1 pseudogene is annotated in these 589 nt (G+C 68.8%); it reads left to right on the plus strand.

Annotated features, from left to right (window positions below):
* Positions 1-449, plus strand: a pseudogene (locus tag APY03_RS42760) (chromosome partitioning protein ParB); the annotation flags it as partial.
* Positions 450-589 lie beyond the last annotated feature (140 nt).

A 589-nucleotide genomic window follows, 5' to 3' on the forward strand; every position in this document is an offset into this window, starting at 1 on the left:
TCAAGCCAACAGGCCTCCTCGAAAGCCGGTGTGGTTCAGAACTGCTGTCCTTGCTGGCGGTGTGCGTCGGCTACACGGTGCGCGCGATCACGTCGCGCGAAGGCGAACGGCCCGCCGCGCTGCTGGCGCAGGCCGTGGGCCTGGACATGGGGCAGTGGTGGACGCCGACCGCTGCGGGCTACTTCGAGCACGTGTCCAAGGCCAAGGCGCTGGAAGCGGTGCAGGTGTTCGCACCGGGTGAGATGCACCGGCTCGCCAAGCTCAAGAAGCCGCAGATCGCTGCCGAGGCCGAGCGGCTGGCAGTGGGCAGCGGCTGGCTGCCAGCGATGTTCCGGGCGCCGGAGGTCGTGACGGAAGCCGCTGCAACGCAGGACGAAGCACAAGAGCCTGCGGAAGTGGCCGATGACGAGAGCACCCAACAGGCGCAGGCATTGGCCGAAGCCGCCTGACACGGCATGCCCCGGCTGACCTTTTGCGGTCGGCCGGAGCTTTTTTGACAGCGCGACGCGTGCGGCAAGTCTGCCGCGCGCGTTATTTCCTCCAAGACGGCCGCAAACCCGCCGCAGCGCGCCAGGGCACGCTGCGGCGG

Source organism: Variovorax sp. WDL1, from assembly GCF_001541225.1.
Lineage (GTDB): Bacteria > Pseudomonadota > Gammaproteobacteria > Burkholderiales > Burkholderiaceae_C > Variovorax.